Below are 15,294 nucleotides of genomic sequence, written 5' to 3'. Positions count from 1 at the left end.
AGTCACGAATAACCCGGCTACGCGTTGCCGCGCGAGGGGCGCTTTCCGTGCAGAAGAAGATAGGTGTTCCCACGACGGCTCGTAGGGTCCGCCCATTCTATGGGATCACCTCGCTGCGAGTCTATGAGGTGCGCACTCGGCAAGGAGCCGCGGCACCGGCTTTCGCGGCGCAATCAAGCCGCTCCGCGAAACGGGACCAATGCCGGAGCGAACGCGACCTCGATTTCGAGATCGCGTTCGCCGGCTATGTGTCGCTTCGGCTCGTCGGCAGCTTAAATGATGCCGCCGTGCGTGCGGAACGGCGAGAGATGGCTCGGCTGATCGAGCAGCCAGAACCGCTCCCAATCGTCGAGGAAGAGCCGCAAGTTTTCCGACGTGAAGATCAATTCTTGCGTCCGTCGGGCCGGATCGCCGGAATAAATCGGCGTGGCGCATCCCGTGGCGGTGGCGATGCTCATCCCGGCGATCATGCAGAATAAAAACTTACGCATAAACTCCAATCCTCCGTGACCCGGACGCTGGATGTCGCATCGACATCGATGGCGCCGTTGTACCGTTCGGCCTGTAACATTCTGGGCAGTAGCGTGCGCTGCGGCCCAACCGAATCACGCCTTCTCACCCATCGGGGCTTGAAAGCGTTGATGCTTGGCTGCGAGCGAAACGACTACGAGAACTGCCGGAATGCACATTCACGGACGGTGTGGCGGAACGGGCGGCGTAAAGTAGCCGAACCGGCCTGCGGCAGCTAGGCCATCAGGTTCGGTATTCCGCCCAAAGAATCGCTATCGTTGCCGCCAAATTGGGGGCAACCTCGGTTTGGTTAAACCATTGCGTGAGAAAGACTTTAGCCGACGGCTAAGGCGAGCCGTCGACGCTCGGAGGGGCACTTTCCATGGCGGGCGACTGTTTGGCTTCCGCAGCGGCTGCTCGTTCGGCAGCTTGGCGTTCCAACTCTCGCACCTTCTCTTCCATTTCCTTGCCCGGCTTGAAGGTCACTACATACTTTTCCGGTACGTAAACCTTGTCGCCCGTTCGCGGGTTGCGAGCCTTTCGAGCGGCTCGCTTTTTTACTTCGAACACGCCGAAGTTTCGCAACTCGATCCGCTTCTCCTCGACCAGTGTTTCGACGATGGCATCGAACGTCTTTTGAACGATCTCCTTCGTCTTCAACTGAGTCAGGCCGATTTCGTCCGAGATGGTCTTAACGATTTCTTTTTTCGTCACGAGTCGACTCTCCCCACAGTACGGCGACGAGACCAAGCTGTTGAGCGACGAAACTAGAAAATTCAGACGTCGCTCAAGCCCACAAGTCACGCTCCAACTGTAGGTGCCGTAAGCATTAGTGTCAAGTCGATTCGGCCGCCCACGACTACTGCGGCTTCGACTTACGTCGCTACCGCAGCATCGTTGTAGGCAGCTTCTCGATCGTTTCGATCGGAGCTAAGCATCAATTGTCAAAGAACTTACGTTGAATCTCATGGCCGAGGCCGTTTCGATTCGCCCAAAGCTGTTGTCGTTAAAGGCGTTACGGGCAGTTAGATTCGATCAAGCTTGGGCTCGATCCATCGACTTCCCGACTCCTCAAACTACCTCTGCGCGGCATTATCATCGGCCGAGCCAACCGGCAAACTTCACTCAATCGTCAAGAAAATAAGAACCGGCATAAACGGGCGCGCAAAACGATTGCCGGCTGCTGCCAGTGCCGCCGTCGATGGGGGCGAGGAGAGTGCGACGGTCTGTCGCGGTTCGGCCGGGATGCGAACGATGTCGCGATTAGATGCGGATCACGGCCGCTTGCGCTTGGATGTGCTCGATCGAGTAGAGCTTCTTGCCCTTATCACAGCCGGGGCAAACCGCCTTGGTCTCTTCCCAGGCCTTCGCCGAGTTGATGTTCGAGTTCCAAAACGGCCAGGTCTTACACTGCCTAGGTCGGGCACCGTAGACCGAGCAGTTGCGATTCACGGTGTCGAAGAAGACGCAATCGCCGTTCGGGAACTCGACTAAGCTCCGTCGCATCCCGATCTTGCGCACGTACTTCTTCTCGAACTCATCGGCATCGAGGTCGATCTCTTTCGCCAGCGCGTCGATTTCTTCTTGGTTGACCCAAACGAAGCCCGGCGCACCGGTGCAGCAGTCGCCGCATTGCGTGCATTCGAAACGGAGCCCGTCTTTGTACCAAGGTTCACCGGCCATCGTTCGACTCCCTTGAAAGATCCATCGATTATGCAACCGCCGCGGCTGCTATTTCGCTCAGTGCCGCGACCACGGCATCGACCTCTTCCGCCGTGTTGAAGTGGCCGAGGCTGATCCGCAGCGTTCCGCCGCGCGATTCGGTCCCGAGCGCGCGATGCATGAGCGGAGCGCAATGCAGGCCGGCTCGGGCCTCGATGCCGTATTGCCCCGCCAAGATCGTGGCCACTTCTTGGGGATCATAACCGTCGACCGCGACGCTCACCAGTCCCACGCGCTTCTCCGCTTCGCGCGGGCCGACGATCGAAAGCCCCTTCGCCGCTTCGAGCCCCTGGAGTAGTCGTCGCATGAGCGAAACGGTTCGCTTTCGCAGGCTATCGATACGCTGTCTCGCCAGCCATCGAGCCCCTTCGCCGAGGCCGATGATTCCCGGCACGTTCAGATTGCCCGACTCGTATTTTTCCGGCGATTTCGTCGGTTGCAAAGTCGAACTGCTCTCCGTTCCGGTTCCGCCCGAGCGAATGCTTTTGAGTCGCTCTTCCATACCAGTGCGAACGTAAAGAATGCCGGTTCCGAGCGGGCCGAGCAGGCCTTTATGTCCGGAAGCTGCGAGGAGATCGCAACCGAGTTCGTCGACGTCGAGCGGAATCTCGCCGACCGTTTGGGCCGCGTCGACCAGCAGCGGAATGTCGCGCTTGCGAAGTTCCGCTCCGATTTCGGCAATCGGCTGCAATGTCCCCGTCACGTTCGAGGCGTGCGACACTACGACGAACTTCGTCTTCGAATTGATTGCGTCGAGCACCGACCTCGCTGACACGATTCCTTCTTGATCGCAGCCGACATGCGCAACGGCCACCCCGCGCGGGTCGCCGAGTTGCCGCAGAGGCCGGAGTACCGAGTTGTGCTCGATCACGGTCGCGACGACGTGATCCCCCGGCCGGATGAGCCCTTGAATGGCGAGGTGCAGAGCGTCGGTGCCGTTCAAGGTGAAGACGATGTTCTTCCAGTGCGGCGTGCCGAGCAATTGCGCGACCGCGCGCCGCGAGAGTTCGATTTGTCGATCGGTTTCCATCGCCGCCGCGGAAGTGCCCCGTCCGGCCGCCGCGCCGTTCTCACGTTGCCAACGGTCGACCGCGTCGTAGACCTCGGGCGGCTTCGGCCAGCTTGTGGAAGCGTTGTCGAGATAGATCCGCTGTTGCGAGCCCTGCGTCATCGAGATCATCCGCCGATTTGGTACATGGCCCGCGCCGGCCGAGAGAAGTCGTCGCTGCGGATTCCGTGGCCGGCGAGTTTCGCGGCGATGCAGTCGCGAATCAGCCGCACGATGTGCTCGTCGTCCGCATCGGAACGAAGCAGCGCACGGACATCGAACTCCGTTTGCGAGAAAAGGCAGTTGCGTAGCTGCCCCTCGGCCGTGATCCGCAACCGATTGCAATCGCCGCAAAACGGCTCCGTCACCGGATTGATGAACCCGACGATGCCGCCGCCAGCGACGAATCGATAGTCGCTTGCAGGCTGGCCGGCATGCAGCGCAGGCACCGGCTCGAGCGGCCCGAACTCGGCTTCCAGCGTTGCCAGGATTTCATTGCCGGAGAGTACTTGTTCGTTGCGCCAAGTTCGTTCGGCGTCAAGCGGCATGTATTCGATGAAGCGAAGTTCCAGGCCGCGCTCGCGCGCGAAGCGGCCGAGCGGGATGATCTGGGCTTCCGTGAGCCCGCGGATCGCGACGGCGTTGAGCTTGATCTTCTCGAAGCCGACGCGCTGCGCCGCGGCGATGCCGGCGAGCACGTCTTCGAGCCCGTCGCGGCGCGCGATCGCGCGGAAGGTTTCACGATCGAGAGCATCGAGACTGATGTTGATGCGGCGCAGCCCGGCTTGTCGGAGCGCCTCGGCATGCTCGGCGAGGAGGATGCCGTTGGTCGTGAGCGCGAGGTCTTCGATCGCATCGATCGCGGCGAGTTTCTTAACCAAGAGCGGCAAGTCGCGCCGGACGAGTGGTTCGCCCCCGGTCAGCCGGAGCTTATTGATCCCCAACGGTGCGACGATCCGCACGAAGCGTTCGATCTCCTCGAACGTGAGCAACTCGTCGTGCGGCTTGAACGTGACGTTTTCATTCGGCATGCAGTAAAAGCAGCGAATGTTGCAACGATCGGTAACGCTGATCCGCAAATCGGTATGCACGCGCCCGAAGGTATCGACAAGCGAAAGATTATGAGCGGAAGAACTCATCGCTCCTCCTCGATAGCCGCGCGACGCATGTCCGCGGCCGCTCCAGCGCCATCTAACTTCGGCTCCAGCCCGGGATGGACCCACTGCGTCGAGCCGTCGGCCCAATGTTCTTGCTTCCAGATCGGCACGACTTCTTTCAACGTGTCGATCAACCAACGACCCGCCTCGAACGCGACATCGCGATGGGCCGAACTGACCGCAACGCCGACGGAAGCCTCGCCGAGTTCGAGCCGGCCAAGCCTGTGAATGAGAGCCGTGCCGATCAGCGGCCAGCGCTCGCGCGCCTCGGCTTCCAGTTCCACGAGCTTCTTTTCGGCCATCTCCGGATAGCAATCGTAATGCAAGCGCAGCGTTCGGCGGCCGGCGGTCATTTCGCGCACGGTGCCGAGGAACAGCACGACGGCACCCGCAGCGCTATCGGAGACGCGAGCGAGCAGTTCGTTCGGGTCGATCGGTCGGGTCGTGAGATGAGGGGCAGAAGACAAGTCCATGTCTCTATTCTATCCACGACGCCCCTGAGCCACCACCAACTCCGCCGGGCAGCGGCGCTAACCGCCGCTGACCGGCGGAATGCAAGCGACCTCGCTTCCGGCGGCGACGATGGTCGCATCGGTCGCGTATTCCCCGCCGACGGCGAAGAGCAATTGCTTGGTGGCGTAGCCAAGCGACGGAAGTCGCGTAAGGAAGGCCTGTCGCAATTCGCCGACGCTCGCCCCTTCGCGCAAGTCGAGATCGATGAAATCTGCCCCTGCCGCTTCCCGTGCGACGGCGAAGAGTCGAACGCGAATGGTCATGTCACGGTCAGCTCTCGGCTGCGCGTCGCGAGCAGTGTGTTCAGCTCGGGCATGAGCCGGTAGGAAAGCGCCAGCAGCTTCATCGGATGAATCGTCGGCTTGCTGGTTCCTTGTTCCATCTGCATCTTGCAAGCGCTGCATTCCGTCGTGCCGGCCGTCCAGTCGGATTCGCGCACCGTAGAGATTAGATCCCAGCCGGCACGGATGCTGTTGCGGAAGTTTTCCTTCTTCAAGCCGAACGATCCGGCCATGCCCGAGCAACCTTTATCGACCGTCGTGACGGTTAAGCCGGGCACCAGGCGCAACAGGTTCTCGCCGGGCGAGCCCATCTCCAGCGCTCGGACATGGCACGGCTGATGATAGCCGACGACGGCGTTGACCGGCTTGAAGTCGAGTTGGAGTTTGCCGGCTGCGTGCAGGGTCCAAAGATAATGACAGGCTTCTTGCGTGTTCGCAGCGACGAGGCGGGCCTCTTCGTCGTCGACCAGTTGCGGATATTCGATCTTCAAGCACAGCGCTGCGGAAGGCTCGGCCGTGACGATCGTGTAGCCCTGACGCACGGCATCGGCTAGGACCGCGATATTGGCTTGCGCCGTCTTGCGCGCCAACTCGCCGGCGCCGAGCGAGATCATCGCTATGCCCGATTGCCCTTGGTTCGGCGGCACGAAGACCGAGATGCCGTTGTGCTCGAACACGGCGACGAGGGCTTCGGCCAGTTGCGGATCGTGATAGTTGGCGTAGGTGTCGACGAAGAAGAGTACTTTCCGGCCTGCGCTGCGCGCCGGTTTCGTCAGCAGTTTGGTCTTCGCGCGACGCATGTATACGCGCGAGGCGAAGGTCGGCAGTTTGCGCGCATGCGCGATGCCGATCGTCTTCTCGAGCATCCAGCGAAACGTCCGATTGGCGATCAACCAATTGGCGATCGGCGAGAACAGCGAGCCGAAAGCCCCGAGCAAGTCGTAACGCGTGACGAGCCATTCGGCGAGCCGCATGCCGTTGCTGGAGACATACGCCGCTTTCGCTTCGAGCATCAAACGCGGAATATCGACGCCGGCCGGGCACTCGAGTCGGCACTGTTGACAATTCACGCAGAGATCCGCGACCGCTTTGAACTCGTCGGTCTTCACGCTCGAAGGATCAAGTCCTCCCGTCAGCAGCGCGAGCATCAGGTTTGCTTTGGCGCGCGGTGAGGCTTCTTCCGCCGGCGCGAAGCGGAAGATCGGACACATGCGTGAGTTCGGGCTTTGCGTTCGACAAACGCCGCAACCGTTGCAGCTTCGCGAACTCTGCAAGATCGCCTCCGGCGACCAAGCGAGTTGGAGCGAGATCAGTTCGCGAGGGACCGTCGGTGCGCCATCCACCGGTTGCGAAACGACCGGCTTATCGACATCGACGACGGAATCCGCCGAAGTAGGGCGTAGATTTTCCGTCAGTCCTTGCGGCTCGCCCCCGGCGATTTTGCCGGGGTTGAGAATGTTGCGCGGGTCGAAAATGCGCTTCACTTCACGAAACACATCGCATGCCGGCCCGTACTGCTGTGCGAGAAACGGCGTTCGGCTGATGCCGTCGCCATGCTCGCCGCTGATCGTGCCGCCGAGCCCGAGCACGACGTCGTAGAGGTCCGAAGCCAAACGAGCCATGACGCCGACTTGCGCCGGATCGGCAAGGTCGAGAAAAGGTCGCACGTGCATCTGTCCGTGCCCGGCATGGCCGTAGAGCGAGGCCGTTACTTGATGGCGCTTCAAGACATTTTGAACTTCGACGAGGGCTTCGGGCAGCACTTCCGGCGGCACCGCGAAATCTTCGACGAACGGCAGCGGCCGAGTCGCCCCTTTGATCCGATGCAGCAACGGGGTGACTTCGCGCGGAAGCTGATTGAACAACGCCAAGTTTTCCGGACTCAGCGCCTGGCGCGCCTCGAAGGCGAGTGCTTTGCGGATCTTTACTTGATCGATGATCTTCCGCAACTTCTCGCGCACGACGGTCGGATCGTCGCCGTCGACCTCGACGAGCAGCATCGCTTCCGTTTCGATTGGGATCAATGTTTCGTAGCGCGGATCGATTTCGCGGGCCAGGCCTAAGTGGCGGCGGTCCATCAGGTCGCACGCGATCGGCTCCAGGTCGACGACGTCGTGTACGGCGCGCGCTGCATACTCCATCCGCTCGAAGAGGAGCATCGCCATGCCGGAGTGCCGTGCGATCGGCTGCGTGGCGAGCGTGATCTCGGTAATCAGGGCGAGCGTGCCTTCGCTTCCGGCGATGATGCCGGCGAGATCGAGCGAGTCTTCTCGCAAGACGTCGAAGATCTCGTAGCCGCTTCGATTCACGCGCGAGCGGGGACGATGTCGTTCGAGTAATTCGCGATTGTCGCGCAATAGCCTGACAAGCGAATTCACCAGCTCGCGCAAGCGTTCGTCCGTCGAGACGCTCTCGCCGGCGACGAGCGGTTCGCGGCCGACATCCAGCCGCGTGCCGTCGGGCAAGACGATGCGCAGGCTCTTCACATGCCGCCGCGCCGAGCCGTATTTCAGCCAATGCCGGCCGGAAGCATCGATCGCGACGACGCTCCCCATCGTCGTGACGACGCTGTTCGAAGGATCGGGCCCGAACGTTCGGCCATGTTTCGCCAGCGCTGTATTGAGTCGTTCGTGGACGACGCCCGGCTGGAGGCGAACCGTATCGTCGCCCACGGCGAGAATGCGGCGCATGTGGACTGAAAAATCGATGATCAGCCCCGGCCCGAGCGACTCGCCGGCGAGGCCCGACCCTGCGCCGCGGGCATGCAGCGTGATTTGGTTTTCATGGCAGTAGCGCGCGGCGGCTACGACATCGTCGGTCGACTTCGGACGAATGACCCCGAGGGGGCGAACACGGTAGACGCTCGCGTCGGTCGCATAGAGTTGCAAAAAGACGTCGTCGCAACGGACTTCCCCCGCGAGCAGTCCGCGAAGGTCTTCTTGAATGCGTTGACGCTGTGGATCCATGAAGGGGGCGACCGCGTCGAAGAGAGGGCATTCCGAGGCAAGGTTTCCGAGGAAGCGGAGCGACTACTTAATGGTACGGGCGTTAACTCTTCGTGGTTTGCGGCGCGGGCTTGCGTGTGGAAGAGCGCTCGGCGGCGATTGCGGCTTCGCGCAGCCGGATCGTCTGTTGGCGGTAGCGCTCGTGTGTTTCGAGGTTGAAGGCTTCGTGTTTGTCGAGATCGGCCAGGCCGCGATACTGCGCATCGCAACGGTAGCAGTTCAAGCAGTTGGGGACGAAGAAATACAGCACGACATCGAGCCCGGCCGTAGCGAAGAGAATGCCGTAGGTCCAATAAGGGAGATAGAAATACCAAGTGACGCAACTCGCGGCGAACCCGGCTGCGACGATCGACACGCCGAGCCGCTGCGAAAAATCTTTGCGCACGAACAGATCGGTGCTCGGACAGACTAAGCACTGCTTCAACTGACCGGCCTCGAACGCTCCCGGCGGAATCGCGATCGAACCATTGCAGGCCGTGCAGACGACCGTAGCGGCGCTATCGGCCACTTCGGTTCGCACGGACTGATCGCAACGAGGGCAAGCGAACGTGACGTTCATAGGCGGGAAGATTCGGCGGCGTGTTTCTAGCGAGGGAAGCGTACTAGGCATACTACGCTCCATCATAGAGGATACAAGCTTCCGACCGACAGGAGTTGCCCTAGGAGTTCGCCCAAAAACGTCGTAATGACGGCAACATACAGCATTCCGGTCGCGGCCTGCGTATTCGGGATTTTCAGCGTGCTCCAGGTCATGGCGATCAGCCCGGCCGTACCGAAGATGCCCGCGAGCCAACGCAAGGCGAGCATGAACCACTGAGCGTTTTCGAACGCGACCCCTGCGGACATGGAACCCGCGAAGCCGATACCGCTCACGATGGTTCGCAGCACCAGCGCCCCGGCCATGCAGGCCGTGAGGCGAAAGAGGGGTTGGATGCGCATGCCGGGTGCGTTGAGATACCAATGGCCGAGCAACATCGCGGCCATCGTCGCACCGAGCAGCAGGCCGGAGGCGAGCGAGTCGGCATAGGCGAGCGCAACGAGCGAGGCCGGCTTATCGGTCGCTTGCGTCGTCGCGAAAACGCCGAAGAGGGTCGAGCCCGCGACGGCGACGAGCGCTGCGATGCCGAGCCGCGGCTTTTCGTAGAGCCAGAGCGCCGAGCCCACGTAACAGAGAATGAGTGCCGCGGTTGCTGGGAACCGGGAAGCGCTGGGCTCGGTCGCTGCGCCTCCCCAGGCCGCGAGTGCTACGAGCAAATTCATGCCGAGCAGCACATACAAGTTGTTGCGGTAGTAGCCGCTGGTGACAAGCCGCGCCGGCGTGATCGCCATGGCCGCGGCCATGCCGAACGAGAGACGGTAGAGGAACTGCGAGAGTAGCAGCATGTTCGGCAGACTCGCTAGCGCCGGTCGCCGTAGATGAGCGTCATCACTTCGGAACGACTCGAAAGGTTCGAGCGAAAGAGTCCGCGCATCGCCGACGTGACGCACATGCTTCCCGGCTTCTTCACGCCGCGAATGGTCATGCAGGAGTGACTTGCTTCGACGACCACGGCGACCCCCTTGGGGTTCAATTCCGAAACCATGAGGTCGGCGATCGTCTCCGTCATTCGCTCTTGCACTTGCGGACGCTTCGAGACGACCTCGACGACCCGCGCGAGCTTCGAGAGCCCGAGTACTTTCCCTTGCGGGATGTAGCCGATGTGGGCCTTGCCGTGGAACGGGAGCATGTGATGCTCGCACATGCTGTTGAAGCTGATGTCTTTCACGAGCACGACCTCGTCGTACTTCTCGGTGAAGACTTTTTTCAAGTGGATGCGTGGATCGTCGTGCAGGCCGCTGAACATTTCGGCATACATTCGGGCCACGCGCGCCGGCGTTTCGAGCAGGCCTTCGCGATCGGGATCTTCGCCGACCGCGGCGAGAATCTCACGCACGGCCCGCTCGATGCGCTTAAGATCGACGACGCTTTTCGAGCCGGCGGCCGGCGTTTGCGCGGTCGGCGCGCAGCCGTTTTCCTCATCGTCGCCGCCGCACGCGGAGTATCTGGAACCGTCCGCCACTAGATCACCTGTCTGACTAAGAACCGCCGCCGAAGATCGTCGAAACCTCCTATTCTATGTGGGGCTGGGCGGGGGTTCAAGGAGCGAGCGCTCGGCGAACGAAGCAAGCAGGCCACAGGTTCGTCGCGGATTTCGCTGACTGATTCGCTCGCTATTCCGCAATGTCCGTTCGGTCGTCGCGCGTACACATGCGCAGCAGCAGCGCGAGATCCATCTTTTCGTTGAGGAAATGCACCGAGCCGTCGAACATCAAAACTTGCGCTCCCTCGGGATGCGCCGAGATGATCGGTTGGTTGTGGCCGGGGCCATAGCCATCGATGGGGTAAGGGGGCGTCGGCGGCGTAGGATCCCCTTCCTTCTCAGGTCGCGGGGGGGCAGGGTCGGTGAAGATGCCCCGCTTCTGTTTGATGTCGCGCATGTTGAGCGGATAGCGGACCGACGTGATGTTCCAACACCGTTCGCTGCCGTCGCCGTTGAGGCTCAGCGCCGTGGTGCTGAGCTCGTCGTAGTTGCCCGTGGCTCCCATGAACGCCCCCTTCGGCCACGCGCTGCGAATGTCGAAACGGTCGGGCGGTTCGACCGACGTATCGCGCGCGTAGTCGGATTGTTCGACAAGCATGATCGTCTTGTCTTTCTGATCCAGCACCGAAGCGCGACGTAGCCGGCGATTCGGCGGGAACACGCCCGACGCGGAGAGGATTCCCCATGGGCCATCGCTCGTGTTGCGTCCTGCGGCGCGGTCGAGCTCGGCGGTGGGATTGTAATCGCGCAGGTCGGGCGCCGAACCGGCGACGGCAGTATACATCGGCACCGCGATTCCGGTCGCTCGACGACCCTTGAGCAAGGCGCGGTTCTCCGCCGACATGTGCCGAAGCGGATCGTTGAACAGCGGCAGCGGGCTCGCCGGGCAAAAGAAAAGCGGGATCCGAAAGCCATCGGCGAATTCGGTATTGGCATTCGGTGTGTACGGATGGTCGAAGTCGCCGCTGTCGGGCTGGGTGTTCCAGCGATAGTTGGTCTTGTCGGCGTCGGCGAACGGCAGGATTTCGAGCCACCAGGAGGTGCCGCTTGATTTGGTTTGCAATGCGAACCGCGAACCGATCGGCAACGATCCGGCGGAATCCGCCGTAGCGTAGCGATCGATCGCTTGCCCGACGTTGCGCAGGTTGCCTTCACAAGCGATGCGCCGAGCCCTTTCGCGAACCATCACCAAGACCGGCATGCCGATCGCGGCGACGACTGCGAGGATCACGGCGACCACGATCGATTCCTTGAGCGTGAAGCCACGGCGAAGCGACGGCGCGCTACGGCCCGAGCGGCGGGGCGTGATGCTCATGGGGTGTCCTCTCGGCGATGCAATGGAGCGCAGCGATGCTCTCGATGAAGACGATTATCTTCCGTCGGCTCGAAAAACGCCAGAGCGAGCCGGCAGGCGGCGACGATTCGGCGCAGAAAGCCGCGCTAGGTCGACGCCGATTCGACGACCAGCGCCGATTCTTCGATCGGATCCGCTTCGCGCACGCGACGCACGACCTCTCCGACCGCTTGCCATAGCGTTCGCCGGATCGTGCGATGGTAAGGCGAGTCGGCGGGCAAGCCCGCGACGAGCCGGTAATGTGCGGTGCGCATATTGTGATACGGCAACGACGGGACCAAGTGGTGCAAGGCGTGGAATCGCATTCCGAGCGGTGCCATGAGCGAGGTGATCGTCTCCTGGCCGGCGATGGTGTAAGAGTCGAGAATTTGATCGATGTAGGTCATCGGCTCGCCGACGCCGCGATAGCGATGCGCCCCCAGCGTGCGCACGTAGTTGATGAGTGCGACACAGAGAAAAACGGCGTAGAAGTTGAAAAACACGCTGATCGGGAGAATGCCGAACACCATGAGCGTGAAGAAGCCGATGCCGTAAACGAAGCAGCAAATCTCCATGACGCGCATCTCCACCGGATGGGCAGACTCGTCTTCCGGCGAACGGCGATAGTTCCAATTGATCGCGAGAGCCGACGACGAACGCTGCCACATCCACTGCCGCCAGGAAGCGCTGAACCAACCGAGCGGCGCGAGAATGACGAACCGGAAGATTCCCAATACCGGCACCAACAACGCCTTCAGAAAGTAGCGAACGATGTCCCAGGCCGTGCCGCTGGCGAGCGGCAGGTATTCCGAGTCGTCTTCCGTGCCGTAGCTATGGTTTACGTGATGCAGACGGTGATCTTCGTAGAGAAACGCCGGGAGCAAGAAAGGGACGCCGACCAACGCGTTCCACGTGGCCCGAAAGCCGCGGAACGTCCCTTTGCGGAAGTGCGATAGCTCGTGCGTAAAGACCGTGGCGCGATAGAACGCAAATGCGGCGACGACGAACGCCGGAGCGCGCACGGCCCAAGAGAGCGTATCCAGCGAGAACAAGAAGAACGCGCCTTGACCGACGACGAGCGTCAGCAGCATGTCGGTCCAATAGATCCACGGATTCGGCTCGAGCAGGTCTTTCACCAGCGAGCGCACTTGCCGCATAAACAGCGAGTTGGCTTCATGCTCGACTTTCGCCGCAGCCGCATCGCCGGCCGACGAATCGGAGGCCGATGCATCGTGAGATGCTGGCGGGTCGCTCGGCATGGAAGTCTTTGCGGCGATTACGAACGGACGGTCGATCGGATTCGCGGGGCCGTATCCCGTCGGAAAGCTGGTCTCTTCGATCATGGTTACCCGGTCTTTCGAGGGATCTGCCGAGGTATTTTCGGTGGGCGGTGAGCGTTTCTTAAAATTAACTTCGTACGGCCGTCAGGCCACTATCGATTTGCAGGAATAAGTCGGCTTCTTCCTCGGTATCCATTCGCAATTAACGATTCTTACACGTAGGCAAAATGTTACGATGACGACCTGGGTCTTGCACGTAAATTTTCTCTGCGATGGAGACGCAGTCGCGGTGAGCGCCGGCGAGTCATGATGAGCGACAAGGAATCAACAAGCGACTGGCTGCAACGAAGCCCGACACCGGACGCGCAGGGGAGGCTTTTTTGCTTCGCCTATGCGGGCGGATCGGCCGGGGTCTTTCGAGGCTGGTTGCAGTCATTTTCTAATGTCGAGATCGTCGCTATGCAACTTCCGGGCCGAGAGAATCGGCACCGTGATAAGTTGCTCGTCGACATGGACGACGTCGCGGCCGAAGTTGCCGCGTCGATGCAAGGGCTCATGGATCTGCCGTTCGCGTTCTTCGGCTACAGCCTGGGGAGCCTGATCGCCTTCGAAACCGCGCGCTTACTCCGGCGTTCGGGCCGCGCGATGCCGAAGCGGCTCATCGTGGCTGCGTCTCCCGCGCCGCAACACGAACATGCCCGAAAGCCGCCGATCCATCTGCTGAGCGATGCCGATCTGATTGCGGAAATGCGTCGTTTTAAGGGAACGCCCGATGCCGTCTTCGCCCATCGCGAGTTGCTCAACTTGCTGTTGCCCGTCATTCGGGCCGACTTCGAGTTGTTGGAAACGTACCGATGTCGCGACGATGCGCCGCTCGCGGTCCCGATCTCGGCGCTCGGCGGGGTCGACGATGTGGAAGTGGCTCCCTACGCTCTCGCGGATTGGAGCGAACAAACGTCGGCAGGGTTCAGCATGCGATTTCTTCCCGGCGACCACTTCTTTTTGAAGACCGCCCAGGATCAGTTGCTCGGAATTTTGGCGCAAGAGCTACAATCGGCCTTCCCGAAAACGCGCACTTCGTAGATCGTCGGTTTTTGACTTGCGTACGAAAAATACCAACTCACGCCTCACTTCATCGCTGTTATGGCTAGCCTGACGGTTGAAAACTATCTGAAGACGATCCATCAGATCTGCGGCCGCACGCCGGGCGGGCCAGCCGCTACCGGCGCGCTGGCCGAAGCGCTGGGGGTGTCGCCAGGCACGGTGACGAGCATGCTCAAAACCCTGAGCGAAAGCGGCCTCGCGACCTACACGCCCTATGAAGGCGTGCGGCTCACGGCCCACGGCACCACGCTCGCGCTGCGCGTGTTGCGGCGGCATCGGCTCGTGGAACTGTTTCTCGCCACGACTTTGAAAATGAATTGGGACGAAGTCCACGACGAGGCGGAGCACCTCGAACATGCGGTGAGCGAGTTGCTCATCGACCGGATCGACGCGTTCCTCGGCTTTCCCAAAGTCGATCCGCATGGCGACCCGATCCCTCGCGCCGACGGCACGGTCGAAGAAGCCGCCGGGCGCAGCCTCGCCGAATGCCGCACGGGCGAGAGCTTCCGTTTCGTGCGCGTACTCGATCAATCGCCCGACTTTCTACGCTACCTAAGCGAAGCCCGACTCACGATCGGCTCCAGCGGCGACGTCACGGCCAATCGGGCCGAAAGCGGCGCGATGACGGTCGTCGTCGGCGGGCAATCGACGACGCTCGGCCGAGACATTGCGCAGAAGATCTTAGTTACTGCCGTTTCCGGCTAGTTCCGCTTTACCGGGCCGGCGAATCGTCGCTGCGGCGCTGTTCCGCACACGGCTTGATTCCCTTGGTTTCCGCGCAGGGCTTCAACCCCATTGAGCGGCGCGCGACCGAGAGCTGGCCGCTGTGCAGGCCTTCGTGCCAGATCGCCATCTCGAAGACTGAGCCGAAGTCGGGCAGGAAGTCCGGCGCTCCTTTCGGGAGCGGCTTTTCGAAGTCGGGCTCTTCCATCCCCTCAAGCACTTCAAGCAAGGTGCGGCGGCGTTCGTCCATCACTTCGAGCACTTCGTCGGGAGGGGGATAATCGGCCGGATTGCTCGTCGGCCGGCTGCCGGTGCCGAAAGCATGATCGAACTCCGGTCGCTTCACGACCCTCTCCGGTGCCAACGTGGAGAGAAAGAAGTTGTCGGCCGTGGCCATGTGTCCGGCGAACCAAAGGGGGTGATTCGCTTCGGGATGAACCTGCTGTGTCCATTGCTCGGGCGTCGAAAGGTCGGTCAAGAGCGACCGCGTGTACTCGCGGGCCGTGAGCAATTGCTTCTTCAGTCGCTGCTTGGTCG

General features: G+C 61.5%; 16 protein-coding genes. 2 read left to right on the top strand and 14 right to left on the bottom strand.

What is annotated here, in order from left to right; translation table 11 throughout:
- Positions 1-272: 272 nt before the first annotated feature.
- The 13 genes from K8U03_03545 to K8U03_03485 all read right to left on the bottom strand — a co-directional run bounded on the left by K8U03_03545 (position 273) and on the right by K8U03_03485 (position 12,993).
- Entirely contained in the window at positions 273-491 is a 219-nt protein-coding gene (locus K8U03_03545) for a hypothetical protein (GenBank protein ID MCE9603957.1), read from the bottom strand.
- Positions 492-855: 364 nt separating this feature from the next.
- On the bottom strand, positions 856-1,224 hold the full coding sequence (locus tag K8U03_03540) for an integration host factor subunit beta (GenBank protein ID MCE9603956.1): 369 nt from the start codon (positions 1,222-1,224) through the stop codon (positions 856-858).
- Between the two features lie 549 nt (positions 1,225-1,773).
- On the bottom strand, positions 1,774-2,193 hold the full coding sequence (locus K8U03_03535; GenBank protein ID MCE9603955.1) for a YkgJ family cysteine cluster protein: 420 nt from the start codon (positions 2,191-2,193) through the stop codon (positions 1,774-1,776).
- A 28-nt stretch (positions 2,194-2,221) separates the two neighbouring features.
- Positions 2,222-3,403 (bottom strand): aminotransferase class V-fold PLP-dependent enzyme, encoded by a 1,182-nt coding sequence (locus tag K8U03_03530; protein MCE9603954.1) that lies wholly within the window; start codon positions 3,401-3,403, stop codon positions 2,222-2,224.
- Positions 3,404-3,408: 5 nt separating this feature from the next.
- Positions 3,409-4,419 (bottom strand): GTP 3',8-cyclase MoaA, encoded by a 1,011-nt coding sequence (moaA, locus tag K8U03_03525; GenBank protein MCE9603953.1) that lies wholly within the window; start codon positions 4,417-4,419, stop codon positions 3,409-3,411.
- Entirely contained in the window at positions 4,416-4,910 is a 495-nt protein-coding gene (locus tag K8U03_03520; protein MCE9603952.1) for a molybdenum cofactor biosynthesis protein MoaE, read from the bottom strand. Before K8U03_03520 ends, moaA begins: the two co-directional genes overlap by 4 nt.
- Positions 4,911-4,967: 57 nt before the next feature.
- The gene (locus K8U03_03515) at positions 4,968-5,213 is read right to left on the bottom strand and encodes a MoaD/ThiS family protein (GenBank protein MCE9603951.1); all 246 of its coding nucleotides are present in this window, start codon (positions 5,211-5,213) and stop codon (positions 4,968-4,970) included.
- The gene (locus K8U03_03510; protein MCE9603950.1) at positions 5,210-8,197 is read right to left on the bottom strand and encodes an anaerobic glycerol-3-phosphate dehydrogenase subunit C; all 2,988 of its coding nucleotides are present in this window, start codon (positions 8,195-8,197) and stop codon (positions 5,210-5,212) included. The genes K8U03_03515 and K8U03_03510 overlap by 4 nt, the downstream gene beginning before the upstream one ends.
- An 82-nt stretch (positions 8,198-8,279) precedes the next feature.
- Complete coding sequence (locus tag K8U03_03505) at positions 8,280-8,795, bottom strand: hypothetical protein (GenBank protein MCE9603949.1); 516 nt, start codon at positions 8,793-8,795, stop codon at positions 8,280-8,282.
- Between the two features lie 62 nt (positions 8,796-8,857).
- Entirely contained in the window at positions 8,858-9,619 is a 762-nt protein-coding gene (locus K8U03_03500; GenBank protein ID MCE9603948.1) for a hypothetical protein, read from the bottom strand.
- Between the two features lie 14 nt (positions 9,620-9,633).
- Complete coding sequence (gene folE, locus K8U03_03495; GenBank protein ID MCE9603947.1) at positions 9,634-10,296, bottom strand: GTP cyclohydrolase I FolE; 663 nt, start codon at positions 10,294-10,296, stop codon at positions 9,634-9,636.
- Positions 10,297-10,447: 151 nt separating this feature from the next.
- Positions 10,448-11,632, bottom strand: a complete 1,185-nt coding sequence (locus K8U03_03490) for a DUF1559 domain-containing protein (protein MCE9603946.1) — start codon at positions 11,630-11,632, stop codon at positions 10,448-10,450.
- Positions 11,633-11,757: 125 nt separating this feature from the next.
- Entirely contained in the window at positions 11,758-12,993 is a 1,236-nt protein-coding gene (locus K8U03_03485; GenBank protein MCE9603945.1) for a fatty acid desaturase, read from the bottom strand.
- Positions 12,994-13,239: 246 nt separating this feature from the next.
- Here K8U03_03485 and K8U03_03480 point away from each other — a divergent pair, with 246 nt between their 5' ends.
- Both K8U03_03480 and K8U03_03475 read left to right on the top strand, forming a co-directional pair.
- The gene (locus K8U03_03480; GenBank protein ID MCE9603944.1) at positions 13,240-14,013 is read left to right on the top strand and encodes a putative thioesterase; all 774 of its coding nucleotides are present in this window, start codon (positions 13,240-13,242) and stop codon (positions 14,011-14,013) included.
- Positions 14,014-14,073: 60 nt separating this feature from the next.
- Entirely contained in the window at positions 14,074-14,739 is a 666-nt protein-coding gene (locus K8U03_03475) for a metal-dependent transcriptional regulator (GenBank protein MCE9603943.1), read from the top strand.
- A gap of 7 nt (positions 14,740-14,746) precedes the next feature.
- Here K8U03_03475 and K8U03_03470 read toward each other — a convergent pair.
- On the bottom strand, positions 14,747-15,294 hold a 548-nt coding region (locus tag K8U03_03470), incomplete at its 5' end, for a DinB family protein (protein MCE9603942.1).

Source organism: Planctomycetia bacterium, assembly GCA_021413845.1.
In the GTDB taxonomy this organism is placed as follows: Bacteria; Planctomycetota; Planctomycetia; order Pirellulales; family PNKZ01; genus PNKZ01.
Note: the sequence above shows the minus strand (reverse complement) of the source record. Positions and strands in the feature narration are given on the sequence as shown.